Source organism: Bacillus sp. PS237, from assembly GCF_037963345.1.
GTDB lineage: Bacteria > Bacillota > Bacilli > Bacillales > Bacillaceae > Bacillus > Bacillus subtilis.
In genome coordinates this window covers 3,346,360-3,364,299 of record NZ_CP150156.1, presented here as the reverse complement: position 1 = coordinate 3,364,299, position 17,940 = coordinate 3,346,360, and the positions used below count along the sequence as shown (strand labels likewise).

Below are 17,940 nucleotides of genomic sequence, written 5' to 3'. Positions count from 1 at the left end.
ATAGCCGTATTCCCTCTAAATTTATCTTTTTTTCTCATGAAAATGTTATTGATTTTACGCTGGAGCGATTATAAAATCTAGAGGTCGTCAGAAAATTTAACAAACATAAAAGGGAGTCATCAGAATGGCTTGGGAGCTGCTTAGTGTGATTGGCATCATTGCGTTTGCAGTCAGCGGCGCAATTGTTGCGATGGAAGAGGAATATGATATTTTAGGAGTTTATATATTAGGGATTGTCACAGCTTTTGGAGGAGGAGCGATCCGCAATTTGCTGATCGGTGTTCCGGTGTCAGCGCTATGGGAGCAGGGAGCGTACTTTCAAATCGCGCTTTTATCTATTACAATTGTGTTTCTGTTTCCGAAGCTGCTGCTGAAGCATTGGAATAAGTGGGGCAATTTATCAGATGCGATCGGCCTCGCTGCCTTTGCTATCCAAGGCGCACTGTATGCCGTCAAAATGGGCCATCCGCTTAGTGCCGTGATCGTGGCTGCGGTGCTGACGGGAAGCGGGGGCGGGATCATCCGCGACCTTCTTGCCGGGCGCAAACCGCTTGTGCTGAAAGCGGAAATCTATGCGGTATGGGCGGCGCTCGGCGGTTTAATCGTCGGCTTGGGCTGGCTGGGGAACTCGTTCGGCTTATACGTTCTGTTTTTCGTGCTCGTTGTTTGCCGGGTTTGTTCCTATATGTTTAATTGGAAGCTGCCAAACCGTTCTTTTCGCTTAGATAATTAATAGCAAAAAAACCGATTTCGAAGTGAAATCGGTTTTTTTCTGCATAATATAAATAACCCAAACCTTGATTGGTATTGGGTGAATGTGCTATTATAAATTGTATTTGCCAGTTTGCATCATATATTTAATATATGTATCCAATTATATTTTACAGTATTTCATCTATGTTTGTCAACTATTTTCTGGAGGTGCCGTTCATGAATCAGCAGGATAAGGAATGGAAGGAAGAGCAGTCGAGAATAGATGAGGTGCTGAAGGAGCTCGAAAAAAAAGAGCGGTTTCTGGAAACGTCTGCGGGCGGGTTGAAGCATGATATCATCGGATTAAGAAAAAGCTTTTGGGAGGATGTTAAGGTTAATTTTGATGATGCCCATGAAGCGATTGAAACGATGGCTAGCATTAAGCAGCAGGCAGAGCTGCTGTCTGATCGGGAACACAATCATCGGCGCATGGATCAGCAGCTCAAACGAATTCATCAATTGAAAAAATCGCCTTATTTCGGCCGGATTGATTTTATTGAAAACGGCGAGGAGCAGGCAGAGCGAATTTATATCGGTTTAGCTTCCTGTTTGGATGAGAAGGAGGAACACTTTCTGATCTATGACTGGAGGGCGCCGATATCAAGTTTGTACTACAATTATTCCCCAGGAAAAGCGGAGTACGAGGTGCCCGGTGAAACGATAGAAGGGGAAATGGTGCTGAAACGCCAGTTTATGATCAAAAACGGCACTCTCAAGGCGATGTTTAATACCGATATGACGATTGGCGATGAAATGCTGCAAGAGGTATTAAGCCATCACTCTGATACCCAAATGAAAAACATCGTGTCTACGATTCAGAAAGAACAAAATCAGATTATCCGTAATGAAAAAAGCAAGATCCTGATCGTGCAGGGAGCGGCTGGCAGCGGGAAAACATCGGCTGCGCTTCAGCGTGTCGCTTATTTGTTATACAGGCACCGCGGTGTCATTGATGCCGGACAAATCGTTTTGTTTTCACCCAACTTCTTATTTAACAGCTATGTCTCCTCTGTTTTGCCGGAGTTAGGAGAAGAGAATATGGAGCAGGCGACGTTTCAGGAATATATCGAGCATCGTCTTGGCCGCAAGTTCAAATGTGAAAGCCCCTTTGATCAGCTCGAATATTGCCTGACCGAAACAAAGGGAGGCGATTTTCCAACAAGGCTTGCAGGAATCACATGGAAGGCGGGTTTATCCTTTCAGCAATTCATTAATGAATACGTCACACGGCTTTCCTCTGAAGGGATGATTTTTAAAAATATTATATTCCGCGGACAAAAGCTGATCACAAAGGAGCAAATTCAATCCTATTTTTACTCATTGGATCAAAATCACTCCATTCCGAATCGGATGGAGCAAACCGCGAAGTGGCTGCTGAGTGAGCTTAACAAGCTTGAGAAAAAGGAACGGCGAAAGGATTGGGTTGTTCATGAAGCTGAGCTGCTTGACAAAGAGGACTACTTGGACGTGTACAAAAAACTGCAGGAAAGGAAACGGTTCAGCGAGAGTACGTTTAACGATTATCAAAGAGAGCAGCAGCTGCTTGCCGCCATCATTGTGAAAAAAGCTTTCAAACCGCTCAAACAGGCAGTCAGGCTCCTTGCATTTCTTGATGTTACACAACTTTATTTGCAATTGTTTTCTGGCTGGGGAGGAAAATTTCAACATGAGAAGATGGATGCGATAGGTGAGCTGACCCGTTCGGCATTTACGGATAATAAATTGCTCTATGAGGACGCGGCACCGTTTCTTTATATGCAGGATCTGATTGAGGGCAGAAAGAAAAATACGAAAATCAAACATCTATTTATTGACGAAGCCCAGGACTATTCACCGTTTCAGATGGCTTACATGAGAAGCATTTTTCCGGCTGCCAGCATGACAGTGCTCGGTGATATCAATCAGTCCATCTACGCGCATACCATAAACGGGGATCAGCGTATGGATGCGTGCTTTGAGGATGAGCCTGCTGAGTATGTTCGTTTAAAGAGAACATACAGATCAACAAGGCAGATTGTCGAGTTTACCAAAGCGATGCTTCAAGATGGAGCGGATATTGAGCCGTTTAATAGAAGCGGGGAAATGCCGCTCGTTGTCAAAACTGAAGGACATGAGAGCCTTTGCCAAAAGCTCGCGCAAGAAATTGGCCGGCTCAAGAAAAAAGGGCACGAAACAATAGCCGTCATCTGCAAGACTGCGCATCAATGCATACAGGCGCACGCCCACATGAGTGAATATACAGATGTTCGCCTGATTCATAAAGAAAATCAACCATTTCAAAAGGGTGTTTGCGTGATTCCGGTGTATTTAGCGAAGGGAATTGAATTTGACGCAGTGCTTGTCTATGATGCATCTGAAGAACACTATCATACAGAGCACGACCGCAGGCTTTTATATACTGCGTGCACCCGTGCGATGCACATGCTGGCGGTATTTTATACAGGTGAAGCCAGTCCGTTTGTAACCGCTGTGCCGCCTCACTTATATCAGATTGCTGAATGAAGAGAAGGGAGTCCTTCTCTTTTTTCTATTTACATGAAGCATAGCCGTTTTATCATTAGGATTCTTAATAGTTATCATCATGTAAATATATTTTACTTAAGCCTAGTATTCCGGTAAAGTTCAATTAGATGCAATTTTCGATCAGTTTATAACTTTGTGAGGTGGATACGTTGCAACTTCAGGTAATGAACAGTCCGTTTAATCAGGAGCAGGCAGAGCTCCTTAACCGCCTTCTGCCGACCTTGACCGAATCCCAGAAAATCTGGCTGAGCGGATATTTATCCGCTCAATCTGTTTCCGCCCAAGAAGCTGCGGGTACGCCGGCGGCAGCTGTGTCAGCGGAAGCACCGGCACCGGCCGTTTCAAAAGAAGTGACCGTTCTTTATGGTTCACAGACGGGAAACGCACAGGGGCTTGCAGAAAATGCCGGCAAGCAGCTTGAACAGAGCGGTTTTCAAGTGACCGTCTCATCCATGAGCGATTTTAAGCCGAATCAGCTGAAGAAGGTAACCAATCTTTTAATCGTCGTCAGTACGCATGGAGAAGGCGAGCCGCCTGATAACGCGCTGTCGTTTCATGAATTTCTGCACGGAAGACGGGCGCCTAAGCTTGAAGACCTGCGCTTTTCCGTTTTGGCGCTTGGTGACAGTTCGTACGAATTTTTCTGCCAGACAGGGAAAGAATTTGATCAACGCTTAGAAGAACTCGGCGGAAAACGGATTTCTCCGCGCGTTGATTGCGATCTTGACTATGATGAACCGGCAGCCGAATGGCTTGAGGGTGTATTGAAAGGATTAAATGAAGCTGGGGGCGGAAGCGCCGCGCCTGCGCCGGCGGCTGCGTCACAAACCGGTGAGTCTTCGTATTCCAGAACAAACCCGTTTCGGGCTGAAGTGTTAGAAAATTTAAATTTAAACGGCAGAGGATCAAATAAAGAAACACGCCATGTGGAGCTGTCTCTTGAAGGATCTGGCCTGACTTACGAGCCTGGTGACAGCCTCGGCGTCTATCCGGAAAACGATCCGGAACTTGTCGAGCTGCTCCTTAAGGAAATGAATTGGGACCCGGAAGAAATTGTGACGCTTAATAAGCAAGGTGATGTCCGACCGCTGAAAGAAGCGCTGATTTCTCACTATGAGATTACCGTTCTCACAAAACCGCTTCTTGAACAGGCAGCCCAGCTGACAGGGAACGATGAGCTTAGAGAGCTTTTAGCCCCGGGAAATGAGGAGAATGTAAAAGCCTATATTGAAGGGCGCGATTTGCTTGATCTCGTCCGTGACTATGGCCCATTTAGTGTATCTGCGCAGGAGTTTGTCTCGATTTTGCGAAAAATGCCTGCCCGCCTTTATTCGATTGCAAGCAGTTTATCCGCAAATCCGGATGAAGTGCACTTAACAATCGGCGCAGTCCGCTACGATGCGCACGGCCGTGAACGAAAAGGCGTCTGCTCGATTTTGTGCGCGGAACGACTGCAGCCGGGAGACACACTGCCGGTTTATGTACAGCACAATCAAAACTTTAAGCTTCCGAAAGACCCTGAAACACCGATTATCATGGTGGGCCCTGGGACAGGCGTCGCACCTTTCCGTTCGTTTATGCAGGAGCGTGAGGAGACGGGAGCGGAAGGAAAGGCATGGATGTTCTTTGGCGATCAGCACTTTGTCACGGATTTCCTTTACCAGACAGAGTGGCAGAATTGGCTCAAAGACGGTGTGCTGACAAAAATGGATGTGGCGTTCTCACGTGATACGGAAGAAAAAGTATATGTGCAGCACCGCATGCTTGAACATAGCGCAGAATTGTTTGAATGGCTTCAAGAAGGAGCGGCTGTTTACATTTGCGGAGATGAAAAGCACATGGCGCATGACGTCCATAACACATTGCTTGAAATTATCGAAAAAGAAGGCAATATGAGCCGCGAAGAGGCGGAGGCTTATCTTGCCGATATGCAGCAGCAAAAACGCTATCAGCGTGATGTATATTGATTTGACTTGAAAGGAGTTTTTCAACATGGTGACCAAAATTCTAAAAGCACCGGACGGCTCTCCAAGTGATGTTGAACGCATTAAAAAAGAAAGTGATTATTTGCGCGGCACGCTGAAAGAAGTGATGCTCGATCGAATCAGTGCGGGAATTCCGGATGATGATAACCGCCTGATGAAACACCACGGCAGTTATTTGCAGGATGACCGCGACCTCCGAAATGAACGCCAAAAGCAGAAGCTTGAGCCCGCATATCAGTTCATGCTGCGCGTGCGTATGCCAGGGGGCGTCTCGACGCCTGAACAATGGCTTGTCATGGATGACCTGTCCCAGAAATACGGGAACGGCACATTAAAATTGACGACACGTGAAACATTCCAAATGCACGGAATTCTGAAATGGAACATGAAGAAAACCATTCAGACGATCCACTCAGCACTTTTGGATACGATCGCAGCCTGCGGAGACGTAAACCGTAACGTCATGTGTGCATCAAACCCTTATCAATCTGAAATCCACTCAGAGGTATACGAGTGGTCTAAAAAATTAAGTGATGATCTGCTGCCGCGGACGAGAGCATATCATGAAATTTGGCTTGATGAGGAAAGAGTTGCCGGCACGCCGGAGGAAGAAGTCGAGCCAATGTACGGACCGCTCTATCTGCCGCGGAAGTTTAAAATCGGTATTGCCGTTCCGCCGTCTAATGATATTGACGTCTTTTCACAAGATCTCGGATTCATTGCGATTGTCGAGGATGGCAAGCTGATCGGTTTTAACGTGGCAATCGGCGGCGGTATGGGAATGACGCATGGCGATACTGCGACATATCCGCAATTAGCCAAGGTGATCGGTTTCTGCCGGCCTGAGCAAATGTATGACGTTGCTGAAAAAACGATTACGATTCAGCGTGATTACGGCAACCGTTCTGTCCGTAAAAATGCGCGGTTCAAATACACAGTTGACCGCCTCGGTTTAGAAAACGTAAAAGAAGAATTGGAAAACCGTCTCGGCTGGAGCCTGGAAGAAGCGAAGCCGTATCATTTCGATCATAACGGCGACCGCTATGGCTGGGTGGAAGGCATCGAGGATAAATGGCATTTCACGCTGTTTGTCGAAGGCGGCCGTATAACGGATTACGATGATTATAAGCTGATGACTGGCTTGCGGGAAATCGCCAAAGTTCATACAGGTGAGTTCCGGCTGACAGCCAATCAGAACTTAATGATTGCGAACGTTTCAAGCGATAAAAAAGAAGAAATCAGTGCTTTAATTGAACAGTACGGACTAACTGACGGCAAGCACTATTCAGCGCTTCGCCGCAGCTCGATGGCGTGCGTCGCTCTTCCGACCTGCGGATTGGCAATGGCTGAAGCAGAACGTTATTTGCCGACCCTGTTAGATAAGATTGAAGAGATTATTGACGAAAACGGCCTTCGTGATCAGGAAATCACCATTCGCATGACAGGATGCCCGAACGGCTGTGCACGTCATGCACTCGGTGAGATCGGATTTATCGGAAAGGCGCCGGGCAAATATAATATGTATCTTGGCGCTGCGTTTGACGGAAGCCGTTTAAGCAAAATGTACCGTGAAAACATCGGTGAAGCAGACATTTTAAGCGAGCTGCGCATCCTTCTTTCCCGCTATGCGAAAGAACGCGAGGAAGGCGAGCATTTCGGTGACTTTGTCATTCGCGCGGGCATTATTAAAGCAACAACTGACGGTACGAATTTTCATGATTGAGAAAGAAAGACGAGAGACAGGGAGTAGCTTCCTGTCTCTTTTTTCTATAATTTGCTCTTCTGCAAAAAAGTTCACTGTGAGCATATCATGAGAAAAAATACCCTAAAAAGGGTACTATAAAAGAAGACAAGTGTGGAGAGAACTCCTGCGAAACCACATAGCGGATGCAAGGCCACCCTAGCTCAAGGGCTTTTAGACAAACAGATTTTTTGGCTCATCATGCCGACACACAACAGACGAAGGAGGTCATGCATTTGGACATATTTTTAGTTGTGCTCGTATTATTAACGATTATTGCGATTTCTAATATCGTGAACCGGTTTATTCCGTTTATTCCGGTGCCGCTGATTCAAGTGGCTCTTGGGATTCTTGCCGCCTCATTTCCACAGGGACTTCATTTTGAATTAAACACCGAATTGTTTTTTGTTCTTTTTATCGCGCCTCTGCTATTTAATGATGGAAAGAGGACACCGCGGGCAGAGCTTTGGAATTTAAGGGCTCCGATTTTATTGCTTGCACTCGGCCTTGTATTTGCGACTGTGATTGTAGGCGGCTACACGATTCACTGGATGATTCCTGCTATTCCGCTGGCAGCGGCCTTTGGACTTGCGGCCATTCTTTCACCGACTGATGTCGTCGCTGTCAGCGCATTATCAGGAAGAGTGAAAATGCCAAAAGGGATTCTTCGCCTGCTGGAAGGTGAGGGGCTGATGAATGATGCATCAGGTCTGGTGGCCTTTAAGTTTGCGATTGCAGCGGCAGTGACTGGTGCATTTTCATTAGCACAAGCGGCTGTCAGCTTTGTCTTTATTTCTCTCGGAGGCTTGCTGTGCGGGGTTGTCATTTCATTTTTGATTATTCGTTTTCGCCTATTTCTGCGCCGCCTTGGCATGCAGGATGTCACGATGCATATGCTGATTCAAATTCTGACGCCGTTTGTGATTTATTTGGCAGCTGAAGAAATCGGCGTTTCGGGCATTTTAGCTGTTGTAGCTGGCGGTATTACCCATGCGGTTGAACAGGATCGTCTGGAATCAACGATGATCAAGCTGCAAATCGTCTCCTCAAGTACGTGGAACATTATTTTATTTATTTTGAACGGCCTGGTCTTCGTTATTCTCGGCACGCAAATCCCTGATGTTATTTCTGTTATCTTTAACGACACTGCCATCAGCAACATGAAGGTGATCGGCTATATCCTAGTCATCACATTTACATTAATGCTCCTTAGATTCCTGTGGGTGCTGTTCTTCTGGAACGGCAAATGGTTCTTTAATAAAGATCAGAACATCTATAAACCGGGTCTTCGTTCGACGCTGTTAATTTCGATTTCCGGTGTGCGTGGAGCAGTAACGCTTGCAGGTTCTTTTTCCATTCCGTATTTCCTGGAGGACGGTACGCCGTTTCCGGAAAGAAATCTGATTCTCTTTTTAGCAGCCGGCGTCATTTTATGCACGCTTGTCATTGCCACCGTTGTGCTGCCAATTCTGACTGAAAAAGAAGAAGAGGACGAGGAACGAAATAAGAAGCTGCTGACGGCGAGACGCAAGTTGATCAAAACAGCCCTTCAAACGATTAAAGAGGACATGAATGAGACAAACAAAACGGCCTCTCTTGCGGTGATAGCTGAATACAATGAGAAAATGAAAAATCTTCGTTTTCAGCAGTATACATCATCTAATCGCATTAAGAAGCACGAGCGAAAAGTCCGTGCGCAGGGGGTTAAGGCTGAGCAAGAGGCGCTGATGAAAATGCTGGAGCGGGGAGACATCCCGGAAGAAACAGCAAATGTGCTGCAAGAACGATTTAACGAGTTGGAAATTTTGTATGCCAACCCGTTTAAAGTCGGGTTATCAAAAACAAGGCTCAAGAGGCTGATGTATTGGATTTTCTTCGGTGAACATAAAAAGCCGGAGATGTCGATTTTAAATGAAGCGGGATTGATACGGGCAACAAGAGTGAAAACGGCAAAAGCAGCGATAGAATATCTGGAAAAACATAAGACGGATGAGCATAAAGAAGTGTTTTTATCTGTCATTACATTCTATAAGCAGTTAATTTTCAGGCTGGAGCACAGCCATCATGAGTTAAAATCAAGTGCCCATTTTGAAAATCAGAAGCTGGAAGTGAAGCTGAAGGCTGTGCAGGCGATCAGAAATGAAATTCAAACGCTCTTCGAAGAGAGGGAAATTTCCCGGGACATCTCCCATGAGCTTCGCCAATACATTAATGATGTCGAAGCCGCCATGCTTGAAGGCGGCGAATAAATGCAGAAAAAAAGCTGGCGTTAGAGCGCCAGCTTTTTTTATATTAAGGGCGATGAAATGCGACAGTGCTGCCATCCCGGTCGAACCAGCCTCTGAAGGCCCAGTTGATCCAGCCGCCATCGCCTTTGTTTGTAAAGGTTCCATCTTCAAATACCCAAATGCCATACGTAATGCCGTCGTAAACGGCTGAGCCGTAAAATTGCACACCGTTCAAATGATCTTCATATTCCTGGCTTAAATTAAAGACCATGACGTTATATTTTTGGCCGGACGCGTAGAAGGAAGACTCCATGAGGTTTTTCACAAAGCCATCCCTATTCTGTGCGGATTTGATGGCATCAGCGATCTGGTTGGCAATTCCAAGTACATCCAGGTTGACGTTTAAACCTACATCAGCGGCAGTTGTTCCAGCAGTAGTTGTCTGCGACATCTTCGGAGCAGGATTTTCTTCAGCGGAAGCAAAGGACAAAGGGGCAATTGTCAAAGCGGCACCAAGAGCAAGTGTCATTGGGATACGAATACGTTTCAAGTTGTTTCCTCCTTTGTTTTCATTTGGTTACACTACACGCATACCCTGCTCAATGTATTTGTAATCTCAATATTGTTAAAATAGGAAAAAAATAGTGTTTGGATTTGCCTGTGCTGTGAAAAAAGAAGCAAAAAGAGGGTCTTAAGCGTATTATTGGTATCGGCTGAGAGGAATGTGAGATAATATAGACGCTTACATTTCAGTGAAAGGGTGGAGGTTCAAGTGCCAACAAGTTTAAAAGATACTGTAAAGTTACATAACGGAGTTGAAATGCCTTGGTTCGGTCTGGGCGTTTTTAAAGTAGAAAATGGTAATGAAGCGACTGAATCAGTGAAAGCGGCAATTAAAAATGGCTATCGCAGTATTGATACAGCAGCGATCTACAAAAATGAAGAAGGCGTTGGCATCGGGATTAAAGAATCCGGTGTGGCAAGAGAAGAGCTCTTCATCACATCAAAAGTGTGGAATGAAGATCAAGGCTATGAAACAACGCTTGCTGCCTTTGAAAAAAGCCTAGAAAGACTGCAGCTTGATTACTTAGATTTATATTTGATCCATTGGCCTGGCAAAGATAAATATAAAGATACATGGCGCGCGCTTGAAAAGCTGTACAAAGACGGCAAAATTCGCGCGATCGGCGTCAGCAATTTCCAAGTTCATCATTTAGAAGAGCTGTTGAAAGATGCTGAAATCAAACCGATGGTGAACCAAGTTGAATTTCACCCTCGCTTGACGCAAAAAGAATTAAGAGATTACTGCAAAGGGCAAGGCATTCAGCTGGAAGCGTGGTCTCCGCTCATGCAGGGACAGCTTTTGGATAACGAAGTACTGACACAGATTGCTGAAAAACACAATAAATCTGTGGCTCAAGTGATTTTGCGCTGGGATCTGCAGCATGGAGTTGTAACCATTCCAAAATCCATTAAAGAACACCGTATCATCGAAAACGCTGATATTTTTGATTTCGAATTGTCTCAAGAAGACATGGACAAAATTGACGCATTAAATAAAGATGAGCGTGTCGGTCCAAATCCTGATGAGCTTCTGTTTTAATCAAAAAACTCCCCGTTATGGGGAGTTTTTTTAGTGCGTTTTTTTCTGTTGAATGAAAAACAGCATCAAAAAGGAAATGACAACAATACAGACGACCCACGCCCAAGCAAGGGTATTGTTGCCGGAATCCAATGCGACATATATCGCCGTCGGCAGTGTTTGCGTAACACCGGGGATGTTTCCTGCAAACATGAGTGTTGCGCCAAATTCTCCGAGCGCCCGCGCAAGGCTAAGGATGCTTCCGGTCAGTAACGAAGGATAGGCAAGCGGGACGGAGATATGGATAAACACTTTCCATCTGCTAGCGCCGTCTACCATTGCCGCACCTTGTATATCGGGATCAATGTCAGCAAATCCGGTTTTGGCTGATTGATACATAAGCGGAAAGGCTACAACAGCCGAGGCGATCACAGCGGCCCACCAGGTGAAAATGACAGGCTGCTGGAAAATCCACTCGATGGCTTGTCCGATGAAGCTGTGCTTTCCGAAAATGACGATCAGAATAAAACCGACAACAGTAGGCGGAAGAACGAGCGGAAGCATAAAACATGTTTCGAGTGCCGTTTTTCCGAAAAATGATGCCCGTGACATCCATGCTCCAGCAAGTGTTCCGAGAATAATGACAACAATTCCGGCAACTGCCGCCACCTGAAAGGAAAGCACAACGGGTGTGAAAAATTCTGAAGCGCTTATGCTACTCGGCAGTAAAGCCATATTTCTCAAATACTTTCATTGCTTCATCAGATTGCAGGTATTCGTAAAATTCCTTCGCTTCCTTACGGTGTTTTGTATCTTTTACGATTCCTAACGGATAGACAATTGGGCTGTGTGTATCTGCTTTTGCCTCGTCAACAATGTTGACCTTTTTCGAGACTAGGGCATCTGTTTTATAAACAACACCTGCGTCTACATTGCCGGTTTCAACATAAGAAAGAACTTGGCGAACGTCTTTTCCATACACAATTTTATCCTTCACTTTGTCCCATAAAGACAGCTTTGTCAGTGATTCTTTCCCATAAGCTCCTGCCGGTACGGATTCCGGAGTGCCAAGAGCGATTTTTTCTGATTCAGCCAGATTGCTGAAGCTTGTCACAGGTGAATCTCCGTTTTTCGGTACGACCAGCACAATTTCATTACCGACTAATTCAGTGCTGTCTTTTTTTGCGATATCTCCATCATCCACCAGCTTTTTAAATTTATCCTCAGCAGCTGAGAAGAACAGATCTGCTCCTGCTCCTTGAGAAATCTGTTTTTGCAAGGCGCCGGATGAGCCATAGTTATCTTGGATGGTTATATGTTGATGATCTTTTTCATAATTTTTTTGGATTTCCTCAAGTGCATCCTGCGCGCTGGCGGCAGCTGAGATGGTTAACGTTACTTTTTTCTCGCTGTCCGTTGAAGACTGGTTTGAAGAACAGCCTGCTACAAGCAGAAAAGCAGTTAAGGCTGCGATGAAAATAGAATACTTCTTAAACATGATTGCACCCCTTATCATTAGATATAACTAATTATAACTGATTATGTTTGGTTTATGTGGGTTTTTTTACATTCGGCGAAAAGGTATAATAAAATAGGAGAGTGATGATGATGAATGAAACCTCTTCCTATACGATAGAAGAAGTTGCAGGTCTGCTGAAGGTATCAAAGCTGACCGTTTATGACTTGATTAAAAAAGGCGTGCTGCCTGCTTACCGTGTCGGAAGGCAGATGCGTGTGGATGAAGAAGATTTAAAGCAATATAAAACGAATATGAGAATGTCTCAGCCCATCGCTGCAAAAGAAGCGCCGAAACAGGTGCAGGAGGCTGAGCCGGACGGCAGACCAAATGTCATGATCAGCGGACAGGACATTTCGATGGATATCCTCAGCAAGCATTTGGAGAATGCCATTCAGGAGACGCCGCTCCGTAAATACAAAGGAAGCTTAAACAGCCTGATTGATATGTATCAAGGCAAGTGTGACATTGTCAGCCTCCATTTGTACGATGCAGAAACGGGCCAGTATAACGCGCCTTATGTAAAACGGATTTTGACAGGTGAACCGTTTTGTCTCATCAATGTCGTTCTCCGCAAAGCAGGACTGTATGTGCAAAAAGGGAATCCGAAAAACATTCAAGGCTGGAAAGACTTGAAAAGAGCCGATATCCGGATCATCAACAGGGAAAAGGGTTCTGGCGCAAGGGTGCTCCTTGATGAACAGCTTGGCTTGCTTGGTGTGAATCCGGCTGATGTAGTGGGATATGGCGATATCGTGACTGATCATTACGCTGCCGCTTCACAAGTTTCAAGCGGACAGGCTGACGCGGGAATCGGGGCACAGCACGCGGCACATATGGGCAGTGTTGATTTTATCCCGCTCATCGACGAACAATATGATATCGTTGTTTTGAAAAAAAATGAGCAGTTGCTCAAAGCCGTGAAGGAGATTTTGAATTCTGAGGACTACAAGGCGAATCTGTCTCATTTAAACGGCTATGAAACGAAGCTGACTGGCAAGGTGATATTGGAAACGTAAAAAATCCCTCTTGATAGAGGGATTTTTTCATTCGGAAAACCTGAGCAGGTCACCATTTAAAATTTTATCAGAGAGAGACAGTTCTTCGTTTGCTTTCTCCTTGTAAGGGAGGCACGCATCCTGATCTTCCAGCACTTCACCTGTTTTTTGGCTATAGCACGTGTTCTTTGTGTATACATAATCGTTCGTAATAAAGCTGCCGTTTCGCAGAACGGCGAATGGGGTGCGGTCGCCCGACAGCAAATCATTGCCGAATTGGATATCGCCTTTTGTCTCAACGCCGAGCAAATGCATCAGCGTCGGCCTGACGTCGACCTGTCCCCCGGCATCAGGGATGGTTTCCGGCTGTTGATCGGTGATTCCCGGGATATGTATGATAAACGGCACCCGCTGGAGCTGAACGTTGTCATACGGTGTGATTTCGTCTTTCCCTAAAAACTCAGCCATTGCCTCGTTATGGGCTTCAGAAATGCCGTAATGATCTCCCATAAATACGATCATCGAATTTTCGTATAAGCCTTCGTCCTTCAGTTTTTTGATAAAATGCTTCAATGCTTCATCCTCATAGCGAACCGTGGTCACATAGCGGTTTAACAGATCACTGCTTGAATCGAATTCATCTATCAGCTGATCCTTTTCATCAATCTCAAACGGAAAATGATTCGTTAACGTGATAAAACTGCTGTAGAACGGCTGCGGTAGGCTTTTCAGCTTTTTGGCGGACTGCTCTAAAAATTCTTTGTCTTTTAAGCCCCAGCTTGTCGATGTCCCGGGAGTGACATGAAAATCATCAACATCAAAAAAGCGGTCAATGCCAAATGTATCGTACATGACATCTCTGTTCCAAAATGTTTTATGGTTAGCGTGAAAGACGGCTGAATAATAATCGTGCTGCTTCAGCGATTTATACATCGTATGAAATTGATGGTCGCTTTTCGTGAAAAAGACGGCGCCGCTAAGGGAGGGATACAGTGAGTTAGCGACGATAAATTCTGAATCTGATGTTTTGCCTTGTTCTGTTTGCTGATAGAAATGATCAAAGGAATAGCTTTTTTTTATGAGATCATTCATAAATGGGGTAATTTCTTTTCCATTTACTTTTTCATTCAGAACAAAGCTTTGGGTCGACTCAAGTGTTACAAAGATGACATTGCGCCCCTTTGCAAGACCGAATTTGCTTTGATCAGGCTTGCTGTAATCAGCCTCTGTGTAGTTTTTAATGGCAGTTATACTGTCTTCATCGGCAAAAGCTTTCGCGCTGATATTAACAGTCTGAGAAATTGTATCGTAAATATGGAACTGAAACAGGCCGATGCTTTTGACTAGCATTTCCCGGTCAAAAGAATGTGCCAAAAGCTTCGGCTGCTGTACTTCTGCAAGTGCCAGTGTGCATAAAAGCATTCCGCAGGAAGCTGCATAGTACCGTTTGATCGTGTGGGGAGCGGCTTTTGTCTGTGGGTGTTTGGTTTTTCTGGCGAACAACAGCAGAAAAACCAAATCCACAAACAGGGCGATAAACAGAGGATGGAACAGTTCTTTTACACTGCTGCCCATATCGCTCATGTTGCTGGCCTGAAATAAAACCGGGATGGTAATAAAATCGATATAAAAGCCGTAAAAAATCGTATTAGAGATCAAGATAACAGTCAGAACCAAATTGGCAATCAGCAAAAAGGCCCGCTGCTTGTTTTCTTTTAGAAACAGGCCGATCCCGAATAAAGGAAGAATAAAGCTGAGCGGGTTGACCAGCAGCATTAGCTCCTCCAACAGAGTATCGATTTGCAAATCAAAGCCGAGTTTATATATCACATACGTTTTGATCCACATAAATAAGATCGAAAAACATAAAAACCGCTGATTGTGAAAAAAGGTTCCTTTCATCAATATGACTCCTCACGTTTTCTTGATCATCTGCATGAAATGCTTCTTAAGTAAAACCTACTAAAAACAGCCGGTTCAGACAAGTCTCAGCACTCATGTTTAAAACATGCGGCCATGAAACAGCATATAAAAGTAGTAACATGAAGCAAGGGTCAGGCCGGCTAGCACGAGCTGCTCAGAAAAACTGCCTGTCTTCATATATAATGGAAGCCGAACGCGGATCGTGGAAGGGAATAATAATTTGATTCCGTTCACCGTCCAAGCGTCAAGAATCAAGTGGCTCGCCATTCCGATCATCAGGCCGGCTGATATGTTTTTATCTGGAATGTATGTAGAAGTGATAAAAAACATGATGAGCATAAACAGCAGGCTGTGTGTAAAGGTGCGATGGCCAAAAACGGAGCTGACCACTTTCGATAAAATAGGAAATTTTCTCCCGATTTTGCTTTGTGTGTGGCAGATATCGGGTATTAATGCTCCAACCGCGCCTGACGCAGCCATAAGCACTGGATCAAATCCATAATAATAAGCCGCTGCCGTACAAGAAGCGATGCCTCCCATGATGTGTGTTTTTCCTGTCATTTGCCGCTTCTCCTTTTATCTTTTGCAAAAAATCTCTGAATTACAAATATATCAAGAGAATGTATGTTTGATCAACAGGACTTTGGACGATAAAAAATATCCCGCATAATTTTTCAGGAAAAAGGCATCTTAAACATGTACCTATTTTTTAAAAGAGGTGATACGAATGGGTTTCTTTAATAAAGATAAAGGAAAACGTTCCGAAAAAGAAAAAAACGTAATCCAAGGAGCTCTTGAAGATGCTGGTTCAGCTCTAAAAGATGATCCGCTTCAAGAAGCTGTGCAAAAAAAGAAAAATAATCGATAACCACATGCGGATAGGGCTTGGCTCTATCCGTATTTTCCATCTGTTCCCTTTGACAGATCATCCTTTCTTTGATAACCTTCTGGGAGTAACTGAATAATTAAATCCTCACTCTTTCTCAGTGAGGTAGAGGTTGCGCGGATGATGAGTCACACATGCTAGGCTGACAGGGGCTGTTAAACATGTGTAAAAGGCATCAGCGCCGAAGTGTGGAGAAAGCCGATCCTTCTCTATGCTGGGACTGTATCTGAATAAGTGCAGGACTGCCGCGTGCTTTTTCGCGGAGGGCTATCCGGAGATCAAGGGTGTGTGTTTCTTTAAGCATGGACTTTTGTTCAGGCTTTTTTTGCGTTTATATGATCTCGGGGTCTGGTCCGTACAAAGAATCATGGAGGTACTGGAATGGAACAGACAAAAAAATGGGGTTTTTGGTTATTAACGGCGTTTGTCGTTGGAAATATGGTTGGATCAGGAATTTTCTCCTTGCCGAGCTCGCTTGCTTCAATTGCGAGTCCGTTTGGAGCTACGTCCGCCTGGCTTTTGACAGGTGCCGGCGTGCTGATGATTGCACTTGTGTTCGGACACTTGTCCATTCGCAAGCCTGAACTGACAGCGGGACCGCAAAGTTATGCAAGAGCGCTGTTTTCTGACCCGAAAAAAGGCAACGCTGCCGGTTTCACAATGGTGTGGGGCTACTGGGTGGCGAGCTGGATCAGTAACGTGGCGATCATCACAAGTCTCGCCGGTTACTTGACTTCGTTCTTCCCGATCTTGGTTGATAAACGTGAGATGTTTTCGATCGGCGGGCAAGAGGTGACACTCGGCCAATTACTGACGTTTGCCGTATGTACGATCTTGTTATGGGGAACGCACGCGATTCTTGTTGCCAGCATTAACGGCGCAAGTAAATTAAACTTTGTCACAACGCTTTCTAAAGTATTAGGTTTTGTCTTCTTTATCGTTGCCGGTTTGTTTGTGTTTCAAACGTCATTATTCGGTCATTTTTATTTCCCGGTTCAAGGAGAAAACGGCACAAGCATTGGAATTGGTGGCCAGGTTCATAACGCTGCGATTTCTACACTGTGGGCGTTTGTCGGAATTGAATCCGCGGTGATCCTGTCCGGCCGTGCGCGCTCTCAGCGTGATGTGAAACGTGCGACAATTACCGGCTTGCTGATTGCCTTGAGCATATATATTATTGTGACTTTAATTACGATGGGTGTTCTGCCGCATGATAAGCTTGTCGGCTCTGAAAAACCATTTGTTGATGTACTCTATGCGATTGTTGGAAACGCGGGAAGCGTGATTATGGCGCTTTTGGCTATCCTTTGTTTATTCGGAACGATGCTCGGCTGGATTTTGCTTGGCTCTGAGGTGCCATACCAAGCCGCTAAAGCAGGAGATTTCCCGGCATTTTTTGCAAAAACGAATAAAAAGGGAAGTCCGGTCATTGCACTCATTATTACAAACGTCATGTCACAGGTCTTCATTTTCTCGGTTATTTCCCGGACAATAAGTGACGCATTTACATTTTTAACGACAGCGGCTACACTCGCATATTTAATTCCGTATCTGGTATCTGCAATCTACAGCTTGAAGGTAGTCATCAAAGGTGAAACGTATGACCAGCTGAAAGGCTCCCGTGTAAGAGACGGATTGATCGCGATACTGGCGTGTGCATACTCCGTGTTTGTTATCGTAACAGGCACAGCAGATTTAACGACATTTATACTCGGCATCGGTTTATTCTTTGTCGGCTTAATCGTTTATCCATTTGTGAGTAACAAGTTCCAGAAAGAAAAACAAGCATAATGAAAAGACACCTG

Annotated in this window: 14 protein-coding genes and 1 riboswitch; of the genes, 9 read left to right on the top strand and 5 right to left on the bottom strand. The window is 45.0% G+C overall.

All coding sequences use genetic code 11. The features are described 5' to 3' along the window. The first annotated feature begins 124 nt into the window (after nt 1-124). From NST22_RS17520 to NST22_RS17500, 5 genes are all read left to right on the top strand, one after another. Entirely contained in the window at nt 125-733 is a 609-nt protein-coding gene (locus NST22_RS17520) for a trimeric intracellular cation channel family protein (RefSeq protein WP_003219999.1), read from the top strand. A gap of 197 nt (nt 734-930) precedes the next feature. Further along, nucleotides 931-3,255 (top strand): DNA helicase IV, encoded by a 2,325-nt coding sequence (gene helD / locus NST22_RS17515; RefSeq protein ID WP_003244180.1) that lies wholly within the window; start codon nt 931-933, stop codon nt 3,253-3,255. Nucleotides 3,256-3,425: 170 nt separating this feature from the next. Then, on the top strand, nt 3,426-5,243 hold the full coding sequence (locus tag NST22_RS17510; protein WP_003243259.1) for an assimilatory sulfite reductase (NADPH) flavoprotein subunit: 1,818 nt from the start codon (nt 3,426-3,428) through the stop codon (nt 5,241-5,243). Nucleotides 5,244-5,268: 25 nt separating this feature from the next. Beyond that, nucleotides 5,269-6,984, top strand: coding sequence for an assimilatory sulfite reductase (NADPH) hemoprotein subunit (gene cysI, locus NST22_RS17505; RefSeq protein WP_003243849.1), 1,716 nt, complete (start codon nt 5,269-5,271; stop codon nt 6,982-6,984). Nucleotides 6,985-7,238: 254 nt separating this feature from the next. Continuing rightward, nucleotides 7,239-9,251, top strand: a complete 2,013-nt coding sequence (locus NST22_RS17500) for a Na+/H+ antiporter (RefSeq protein ID WP_003243269.1) — start codon at nt 7,239-7,241, stop codon at nt 9,249-9,251. A 43-nt stretch (nt 9,252-9,294) separates the two neighbouring features. Here NST22_RS17500 and yvgO read toward each other — a convergent pair whose 3' ends face one another. Continuing rightward, a complete protein-coding gene (gene yvgO / locus NST22_RS17495) occupies nt 9,295-9,780 on the bottom strand; it encodes a stress response protein YvgO (RefSeq protein WP_003243913.1) in 486 nt (161 codons plus the stop codon). A 222-nt stretch (nt 9,781-10,002) separates the two neighbouring features. Here yvgO and pgoN point away from each other — a divergent pair, with 222 nt between their 5' ends. Continuing rightward, nucleotides 10,003-10,833, top strand: a complete 831-nt coding sequence (pgoN, locus tag NST22_RS17490) for a glyoxal/methylglyoxal reductase (protein WP_003243374.1) — start codon at nt 10,003-10,005, stop codon at nt 10,831-10,833. A gap of 30 nt (nt 10,834-10,863) precedes the next feature. Here the strand turns inward: pgoN and modB are convergent, their stop codons facing one another. Both modB and modA read right to left on the bottom strand, forming a co-directional pair. Beyond that, nucleotides 10,864-11,556 carry a molybdate ABC transporter permease subunit gene (modB, locus tag NST22_RS17485; protein ID WP_014906541.1) on the bottom strand — a complete coding sequence of 231 codons (693 nt, stop codon included), beginning with the start codon at nt 11,554-11,556 and terminating at the stop codon, nt 10,864-10,866. After that, entirely contained in the window at nt 11,528-12,310 is a 783-nt protein-coding gene (gene modA, locus NST22_RS17480) for a molybdate ABC transporter substrate-binding protein (RefSeq protein ID WP_003243706.1), read from the bottom strand. Before modA ends, modB begins: the two co-directional genes overlap by 29 nt. 110 nt (nt 12,311-12,420) lie before the next feature. Here modA and NST22_RS17475 point away from each other — a divergent pair, with 110 nt between their 5' ends. Continuing rightward, nucleotides 12,421-13,347 carry a substrate-binding domain-containing protein gene (locus NST22_RS17475; RefSeq protein WP_003243439.1) on the top strand — a complete coding sequence of 309 codons (927 nt, stop codon included), beginning with the start codon at nt 12,421-12,423 and terminating at the stop codon, nt 13,345-13,347. A 27-nt stretch (nt 13,348-13,374) separates the two neighbouring features. On the opposite strand, the gene NST22_RS17470 is transcribed toward NST22_RS17475, so the two are convergent. Further along, nucleotides 13,375-15,228: an LTA synthase family protein gene (locus NST22_RS17470; protein ID WP_003243932.1), complete on the bottom strand. Its 1,854-nt coding sequence runs from the start codon at nt 15,226-15,228 to the stop codon at nt 13,375-13,377. Nucleotides 15,229-15,327: 99 nt separating this feature from the next. Beyond that, on the bottom strand, nt 15,328-15,810 hold the full coding sequence (locus NST22_RS17465; RefSeq protein ID WP_003228444.1) for a metal-dependent hydrolase: 483 nt from the start codon (nt 15,808-15,810) through the stop codon (nt 15,328-15,330). A 166-nt stretch (nt 15,811-15,976) separates the two neighbouring features. Between NST22_RS17465 and sspJ the strand changes: the two genes are divergently transcribed. Together sspJ and NST22_RS17455 are read left to right on the top strand one after the other, a co-directional pair. Continuing rightward, nucleotides 15,977-16,117 carry a small acid-soluble spore protein SspJ gene (gene sspJ / locus NST22_RS17460; protein ID WP_003221612.1) on the top strand — a complete coding sequence of 47 codons (141 nt, stop codon included), beginning with the start codon at nt 15,977-15,979 and terminating at the stop codon, nt 16,115-16,117. A 116-nt stretch (nt 16,118-16,233) separates the two neighbouring features. Continuing rightward, a riboswitch (Lysine riboswitch) is annotated at nt 16,234-16,413 on the top strand. Between the two features lie 103 nt (nt 16,414-16,516). Further along, a complete protein-coding gene (locus tag NST22_RS17455; RefSeq protein WP_003244227.1) occupies nt 16,517-17,926 on the top strand; it encodes an amino acid permease in 1,410 nt (469 codons plus the stop codon). Nucleotides 17,927-17,940 lie beyond the last annotated feature (14 nt).

What these genes read in the sequence shown, in the direction of transcription:
- helD (WP_003244180.1), top strand. Translation starts at nt 931, where the DNA reads ATGAATCAGCAGGATAAGGAATGGAAGGAAGAGCAGTCGAGAATAGAT.
- cysI (WP_003243849.1), top strand. Translation starts at nt 5,269, where the DNA reads ATGGTGACCAAAATTCTAAAAGCACCGGACGGCTCTCCAAGTGATGTT.
- NST22_RS17470 (WP_003243932.1), bottom strand. Translation starts at nt 15,228, where the DNA reads ATGAAAGGAACCTTTTTTCACAATCAGCGGTTTTTATGTTTTTCGATC.
- NST22_RS17465 (WP_003228444.1), bottom strand. Translation starts at nt 15,810, where the DNA reads ATGACAGGAAAAACACACATCATGGGAGGCATCGCTTCTTGTACGGCA.
- NST22_RS17520 (WP_003219999.1), top strand. Translation starts at nt 125, where the DNA reads ATGGCTTGGGAGCTGCTTAGTGTGATTGGCATCATTGCGTTTGCAGTC.
- sspJ (WP_003221612.1), top strand. Translation starts at nt 15,977, where the DNA reads ATGGGTTTCTTTAATAAAGATAAAGGAAAACGTTCCGAAAAAGAAAAA.
- modA (WP_003243706.1), bottom strand. Translation starts at nt 12,310, where the DNA reads ATGTTTAAGAAGTATTCTATTTTCATCGCAGCCTTAACTGCTTTTCTG.
- NST22_RS17455 (WP_003244227.1), top strand. Translation starts at nt 16,517, where the DNA reads ATGGAACAGACAAAAAAATGGGGTTTTTGGTTATTAACGGCGTTTGTC.
- NST22_RS17475 (WP_003243439.1), top strand. Translation starts at nt 12,421, where the DNA reads ATGAATGAAACCTCTTCCTATACGATAGAAGAAGTTGCAGGTCTGCTG.